Source organism: Microbacterium sp. Bi128 (assembly GCF_918698205.1).
Genome location: NZ_CAKKMM010000201.1, coordinates 1 through 7085, shown reverse-complemented (window position 1 = coordinate 7085; position 7085 = coordinate 1). Strand labels below are relative to the sequence as shown.

General features: G+C 67.8%; 9 protein-coding genes. 8 read left to right on the top strand and 1 reads right to left on the bottom strand.

The features are described 5' to 3' along the window. From LQV45_RS14475 to nusB, 8 genes are all read left to right on the top strand, one after another. The coding region (locus LQV45_RS14475; RefSeq protein WP_230007630.1) for an endolytic transglycosylase MltG at positions 1-357 on the top strand (357 nt) is incomplete at its 5' end. After that, complete coding sequence (locus LQV45_RS14470; protein WP_230007629.1) at positions 354-1265, top strand: shikimate dehydrogenase; 912 nt, start codon at positions 354-356, stop codon at positions 1263-1265. The genes LQV45_RS14475 and LQV45_RS14470, both read left to right, overlap by 4 nt. Positions 1266-1291: 26 nt before the next feature. Further along, complete coding sequence (aroC, locus tag LQV45_RS14465; protein ID WP_026266381.1) at positions 1292-2491, top strand: chorismate synthase; 1200 nt, start codon at positions 1292-1294, stop codon at positions 2489-2491. A gap of 65 nt (positions 2492-2556) precedes the next feature. Further along, on the top strand, positions 2557-3111 hold the full coding sequence (locus tag LQV45_RS14460) for a shikimate kinase (RefSeq protein ID WP_290370253.1): 555 nt from the start codon (positions 2557-2559) through the stop codon (positions 3109-3111). Further along, positions 3111-4202: a 3-dehydroquinate synthase gene (aroB, locus tag LQV45_RS14455; protein ID WP_079554549.1), complete on the top strand. Its 1092-nt coding sequence runs from the start codon at positions 3111-3113 to the stop codon at positions 4200-4202. Before LQV45_RS14460 ends, aroB begins: the two co-directional genes overlap by 1 nt. Continuing rightward, the gene (locus tag LQV45_RS14450; RefSeq protein ID WP_230007628.1) at positions 4202-4720 is read left to right on the top strand and encodes a lipopolysaccharide assembly protein LapB; all 519 of its coding nucleotides are present in this window, start codon (positions 4202-4204) and stop codon (positions 4718-4720) included. The genes aroB and LQV45_RS14450 overlap by 1 nt, the downstream gene beginning before the upstream one ends. A 155-nt stretch (positions 4721-4875) precedes the next feature. Continuing rightward, complete coding sequence (efp, locus tag LQV45_RS14445) at positions 4876-5439, top strand: elongation factor P (RefSeq protein WP_018773146.1); 564 nt, start codon at positions 4876-4878, stop codon at positions 5437-5439. Beyond that, the gene (gene nusB, locus LQV45_RS14440; RefSeq protein WP_018773145.1) at positions 5439-5849 is read left to right on the top strand and encodes a transcription antitermination factor NusB; all 411 of its coding nucleotides are present in this window, start codon (positions 5439-5441) and stop codon (positions 5847-5849) included. The genes efp and nusB overlap by 1 nt, the downstream gene beginning before the upstream one ends. A 103-nt stretch (positions 5850-5952) precedes the next feature. On the opposite strand, the gene LQV45_RS14435 is transcribed toward nusB, so the two are convergent. Further along, a partial coding sequence (locus LQV45_RS14435; RefSeq protein ID WP_374208217.1) for a PrsW family intramembrane metalloprotease occupies positions 5953-7085 on the bottom strand: 1133 nt, incomplete at its 5' end.

The following is a 7085-nucleotide window of genomic DNA, read 5'->3' as shown; positions in this document are numbered from 1 at the left end:
ATCTACAACCGCCTCAAGCCCAACAACACCGAGACCAACGGGCTCATCCAGTCCGATGCCACCGTCACCTACGGCCTGGGCATCCGCAGCTTCCACATCGACGAGGCCCAGAAGGCTGACAAGTCGAACCCTTACAACACCTACGCCAACCAGGGGCTGCCCGCCGGACCCATCGGTTCCCCCGGCAAGACGGCCATTGACGCCGCCGCCAAGCCCAAGTCCAACAGCTTCCTCTACTGGGTCACCATCAACCTGGACACCAAGGAGACCAAGTTCTCCAAGACGCTGGCGGAACACAACGGCTACGTGGCGCAGTACAACGCCTGGTGCGAGGCCAACCCGGGACGCTGCGTATGACGCTGCGGGCGGCCGTCCTCGGGCATCCCATCAGCCATTCGAAGTCGCCCGCGCTGCACCGGGCCGCGTACGCCCACCTGGGCGTAGATATCGCCTACTCCGCCATTGACGTGACCGAGGCCGCCCTGCCCGATTTCATGAGGCAGGTCAGGGACGAGGTGCGCGCTGAGGGTTCCTGGCGCGGCCTGTCGGTCACCATGCCGCTCAAATCGGCCATGGTGGCGGAAGTGGACGAGGTCCGTGGCGTGGGGCGCGCCCTCGGGGTCGTCAACACGGTTGCGTTCGAATCCGACGGCGGCAGTGCCGGCCACACGCGATTGGTCGCGTACAACACCGACGTCACCGGAATCGTCAACGCGCTCCGGCACGCGGGGGCAGCCTCGGCGCCCACCGCCGTGATCCTCGGCGGGGGCGGGACCGCGGCAGCAGCCATCGCGGCGCTCAAGGAATTGGGGTCGGTGTCCGCCGAAGTGTTCGTCCGCGATGTCAGCCGTGCGGCAGAGGCCCGCGCAGCCTCCGCCGCCGTCGGCGTCCCCATCCGGGTGCTTCCCCTCGCCGGGGCGGCAGCTGCTGTCGCCGCGGCCGACGTCGTCATCTCCACGCTGCCGCCGCGCGCGGCAGACGCACTGGCCGCGGAACTGGCCGAAGAGCTGGTGGCGAAACGTCCAGGAGAACTGCCTCCGCATGGCAGCCCGGGCGTCCTCCTGGACGTCGCCTATGATCCATGGCCCAGCCGGATCGCCGCGGTCTGGCAGGAAGCCGGCGGCACGGTGGTCCCCGGACTGGAAATGCTGATCTACCAGGCCGTGGAGCAGGTACGGCACTTCACCGGGCTGGGCGAGGCCCTCCCTACCGGTGTCACAGATGTGATGTGTGACGCAGTCGGGGCGCCCCGACGGGTGTTCTAACCGCCCGACATGGCAGGATGGAATGTATGTTGCGTTGGTTGACTGCCGGAGAATCCCATGGCCCGGCACTGGTCGGAATAATTGAAGGCGTGCCCGCCGGTGTGGAACTCACCAGCGCCCACATCAGCGAGGCGCTGGCCCGCCGCCGGCTCGGCTATGGCCGCGGCGCCCGGATGAAATTCGAGCAGGACGTGGTCACGATCCTCGGCGGAGTCCGCCACGGCCTGACCCAGGGCGGCCCCGTCGCCATCCAGGTCGGCAACACCGAATGGCCCAAGTGGGAACAGATCATGTCCTCCGATCCCGTGGAGCCCGAAATCCTGGCCGACCAGGCCCGGAACGCCCCGCTGACGCGCCCGCGGCCCGGCCACGCAGACTTCACCGGCATGCAGAAATACGGCTTCGACGAGGCCCGCCCGGTCCTGGAGCGCGCCAGCGCCCGCGAGACGGCCACGAGGGTGGCGCTCGGCACGGTCGCCGCGGCCTTCCTCAAGCAGCTCGGCATCGAGCTCGTCTCCCACACCGTATCCATCGCCAGCGTCGCCGTGCCGGAGGGCCGGCCGCTGCCGGTGCCGGGGAACGTGATCGCCTTGGATGCCGACCCGCTGCGCTGCTTCGACCGCGAAACCTCGGACGCCATGGTGGCCGAGGTCGACGTCGCGCACAAGGAAGGCGAGACCCTCGGCGGCGTCGTCGAAGTGCTTGCCTACGGCCTCCCGCCGGGACTCGGCAGCTACGTGCACTGGGACCGGCGCCTCGACTCGCGTCTGGCGGCGGCCCTCATGGGCATCCAGGCCATCAAGGGCGTTGAAGTCGGCGACGGCTTCCTTACCGCCGCGCGCCGGGGCTCCGCCGCCCACGACGAGATCGTCAAGGACGCGGACGGCAAGATCATCCGTACCTCCAACCGCGCAGGCGGGATCGAGGGCGGCATGAGCATCGGCGATGTCCTGCGCGTCCGTGCCGCCATGAAACCGATCGCCACCGTACCCCGCGCGCTCAGGACGGTCGACGTCAGCACAGGGGAGGCCGCCAAGGCCCACCACCAGCGCTCCGACGTCTGTGCCGTGCCGGCCGCCGGCGTGGTGGCCGAGGCCATGGTGGCCCTCGTGATCGCCGAAGCGGTCGCGGAAAAATTCGGCGGTGACTCCGTGCAGGAGACCGCGCGCAACATCAAGGGTTACCTGGACAGCATTCCGGCGTCCCTGGACTCGATCGGCCACTAGTGCCGGCCTGGAAAACCGACGGGCCCTCCGCCGCGGCGTCGCCCGCGGCAAATGACGTTGGACCGGTGGTCCTGATCGGACCGATGGCCGTGGGCAAATCGGCGATCGGACAGCAGCTCGCCGAGCACTTGGGGTGCGCCTTCATGGACACCGACGCCCTCGTGGTGGCCCAGCACGGGACGATCGCCGAGATCTTCGCCAGCCGTGGCGAGCACGCCTTCCGCGAAATGGAGGCCCGGGCCGTGGCCCAGGCCATCGAAGAGACACAGGGCGGCACCGCCGTCATTTCGCTCGGCGGCGGGGCCGTCCTTGATTCCGGTACGCAGCAGCTCCTGGGCCGCTGTACCGTTGTTTACCTCGAATGCGACGCCGAGACTGTGGCGGAACGCATCGCCAGAAATTCGGGCCGGCCGCTCCTGGCCGGCGACGCCATGGGCCGGTGGCGGACCTTGTTCGCCACCCGGCAGCCGGTCTACGAACGGCTCGCCGACCTCGTCCTCGATGTCCGGCGCGGCAGCGTTCCGGAGCTGGCTCACCGGCTGGAAGATGCGCTGGGGGAGCGCGCCGCGGCTAAGGCCGCGGCGGTGCCCACTCCGGCGTCGACAAAGGAAGTTGAATAGTGAGTACCGAATCAACCGTCATCAAAGTCACCGGACAAACGCCGGGTGAGAACTACGACGTCGTAGTGGGCCGCGGCCTCCTGGCAAGCCTGCCGGGCCTGCTGGGTGAGCGCGTCAAGCGCGTCCTGGTCATCCACCCCCGTGCGCTGCGGTTGACCGGGGACACCGTCCGGGAAGAGCTGGCCGCCGCCGGGTTCACCGCGCTGACCGCAGAAATCCCCGACGCCGAAGAGGGCAAACACATCGAGGTCGCCTCGTTCTGCTGGCAGGTGCTGGGGCAGAACGACTTCACCCGCTCCGATGCCATCGTCGCCGTCGGCGGCGGCGCCGTCACCGACCTGGCCGGCTTTGTCGCCGCGACCTGGCTGCGCGGCGTGAAGGTCATCCACATGCCCACGAGCCTGCTGGGCATGGTGGACGCCTCAGTCGGCGGCAAGACCGGCATCAACACCGCCGAGGGCAAGAACCTGGTGGGCGCGTTCCACCCGCCGGCCGGTGTCCTCGCGGACCTCGACACGCTGGAGACGCTGCCGAAGAACGAGATCATCTCCGGCATGGCCGAGGTCATCAAGTGCGGCTTCATCGCCGACCCGGCCATCCTGGACCTGATCGAGAAGGACCCGTCCGCGGTTTCCGATCCGCGCTCGGACATCCTGCGCGAACTGATCGAACGCGCCATCAGCGTCAAAGCCCGGGTGGTGTCCGAGGACCTGAAGGAAACCGGCCAGCGCGAGATCCTGAACTACGGCCACACCCTGGGCCACGCAATCGAACTCGCCGAGCGCTACTCCTGGCGGCACGGCGCCGCCGTCTCCGTGGGCATGATGTTCGCCGCCGAGCTCGCCCGCAGCGTCGGCCGGCTCAGCGACGCCGACGCCGACAGGCACCGGAGCATCCTGGAAAGCCTCGGGCTTCCCATCACGTACCGCCGCGACCGCTGGCAGGCCCTCCTGGACGGCATGCGCCGGGACAAGAAATCCCGCGGTGACCTGCTGCGGTTCGTGGTGCTCGACGGCGTTGGCCGGCCCGGCATCCTCGATGTTCCGGACACGTCCCTGCTGTTTGCCGCCTACCAGGAGATTGCCTCCTGATGCACATGGTCAAGGGCGGCACGAGCGAGTGGCCGGACGCGGGATTTCCCGGGATCCGGATCAACCCGCAGTCCCTGATGCCCCAGGTCGTCAATGACGAGGTCATGGCCGAGGCCCTGGCGGCCTCGACAGACCCCGGGGACCTGATCCTGGTCCGGCTCGTAGAAGGGCACGCGGCCGAAGCCGCCGATCTCCTCGCCGAGGCCCGCTACAAGGACCCCGGCTCGCTCCGGCTGCGGATCTTCGAGGCGGACGTGCTCCGGGTCTCGAACCGGTTCGACCGGGCGGTGGAGGTGTTCCGCCAACTCCTCGCCGAGACCCAGGGCACCCTGGAGGAGGCCGCCGTCCGCCAGCACCTCGGCCGGTCCTACTTCGCCGGCGGGAACATTGGCGCCGCCGTCGAATCCTTCGCCAAGGCGCTGGATCTGCGCGTCGCCGGGTCCGCCGACGCGGCCCTCATCTATGCCTCCACCGTTGCGTTGCAGCGCGCCAGGGACGTCCTGGAACAGCAGTCCTGAGCCTGCGTCAGGCAGCTGTCCGCCGGAACCGGTAGAATAGATCTTGGATTTTTGACAAATACGCGCTGGCGGCCCGCTTGGCATGCCGGCCCGGCATAGATCGTCCGGCCGATAGCACCGGCCTGATGGAACCAGAGAGAAACTAAGAGGATACAGTGGCAACCACTAACGACATCAAGAACGGAACCGTCCTTAAGCTCGAGGGCCAGCTTTGGAACATCATCGAGTTCCAGCACGTCAAGCCCGGCAAGGGTGGCGCGTTCGTGCGCACCAAGATGCGCAACGTGATGTCCGGCAAGGTCGTCGACAAGACCTTCAACGCCGGACTGAAGATTGAGACCGCCACGGTGGACCGCCGCGACTATCAGTACCTGTACCAGGACGGCGCCGACTTCGTCTTCATGGACACCTCCGACTTCGACCAGCTCACCGTCTCGGCCGCCACCGTCGGCGACGCCACCAACTTCATGCTCGAGAACCAGATGGTCAACATCGCCATCCACGAAGGCAACCCGCTCTACATCGAGCTGCCCCCGAGCGTCGTCCTCGAGATCACCTACACCGAGCCGGGCCTGCAGGGCGACCGCTCCTCGGCCGGCACCAAGCCCGCCACCCTCGAAACCGGGTACGAGATCCAGGTGCCGCTGTTCGTCGAGAACAACACCAAGGTCAAGGTCGACACCCGCGACGGCAGCTACCTCGGCCGGGTCAACGACTAGTGAGTGCGCGCGGTAAGGCCCGGAACCGGGCCCTCGATGTGCTCTTTGAGGCCGAGCAGCGCTCAGCCTCCGCGTTCGACGTGCTGAAGTCCCGCCGCGAGCAGACAGACCAGATCGTCAACCCCTACACCCTCGAAATCGTCGAAGGCGTGGTCTCGCACCAGGTAGCCATCGACGAATTCCTGGAGACCTATTCGCAGGGCTGGACCCTGGAGCGCATGCCCTCCGTGGACCGCATCATCCTGCGGATCGGCACGTGGGAACTGCTCTACAACGACGACGTCCCGGACGGCGTTGCGGTCAGCGAGGCCGTGGCCTTGGCCAAGACGCTCTCCACGGACGAGTCGCCGTCGTTCATCAACGGCCTGCTGGGCCGGCTGCAGCAGCTCAAGCCCTCGCTGCTGGCGTAAGCTCTCAGCGCCCCGAAGAACCCCGTCCAGGACATCCTGGCCGGGGTTCTTTCTTTTCCCCGGTTGCCCACGCTGGGCTGGCCCCACTGGGTTCCAACGGTCCCTAACCGACGACGGCGGCCCGGAGCGCGGCGATCCCGGCGAGCTGGTGCTGCTCATCGCGCTGGTGTGCCGGCACGTCCCGGCCGCTGAGAATCCGCTGCCGGGTGAGGGCGAGCTGGGTGGCGGCATCGAGCAGCGCCTTCATCTGCACGCCCCGCCCCGTGGACCTGGCCCAGCGAAGCGCGGAACGGCGGCCGGCGGCTGTGGCCAGCATGTCGACCTCGGCCGCGGTAAACCATCCCGCGGCCGCGTATTCCGTCAGCCGCTGACGGGTGAGCCTGCGCTCAGCCACCCGCAGCAGCACGATCACCAGCACCGCCAGCAGGAAGATCGGCACCTGCACCATCACGTACCGGCCCAGGAAGTCCCGGCCCATGCTGTTCCAGGCTCTGGACAGCCCGGTGTTCCCGCGGCCGGCGGCGAAGCCCATCACCAGACCGGTCGTACCCGTGAAAATGGCGTGGGCGAAGGGTGAGAGGACCCCGCGGAGAAAGAAAACCACCGCGAGATCCGTGCCGGGATCGCTGGATTCGGCGATGGCGCGGCCGAAGTAGAGGATGTTCTCGGTAAACGCGAAGCCCGCCGCGATCGTGAAGGCGAACACCACACCGTCGACCGGTCCGTTGAAGTGTTTCGGGGCAAAGAGCACGAGCAACAGCAGCCCCAGGGACTTGGCGAATTCCTCCACCACCGGCGCCTGGACCGTCACGGCGAACGTCGTATAGTCCAGTCCCGAGGCGGGCCCGGCCACCAGTGAGAAATAGGGCTGGATCAGCATCGTCACCGCGATCGAGACGACGGCTCCCCAGGCAAACGCGAAAAGCAGCAGGGGTTTCGGCTCAGGTTCCCAGCGGTCGATGAAGCGCACCGTCAGCAATACGGTACCCAGGGGAACCAGCGAGGCCACGAAACCAACGGCAAAGCCGGTGATTCCGGTCCTTTCCAGCAGGAAGGGCACCACCAGGAAGAGGCAGAGGACCGCCAGGAATCCGCCGGCCATCACCAGGCCAAAAACGCCGGAACCGCGGCCGTTCTTCCAGCCCGGGCTGCCTCCCGCCGGCCCGGCGGGAGGCAGTGCCGGCTGCAGCTGGCCGCCGTCGTTGGCAGGGGCCCACTGGTAGTTCGCGGGCTGGA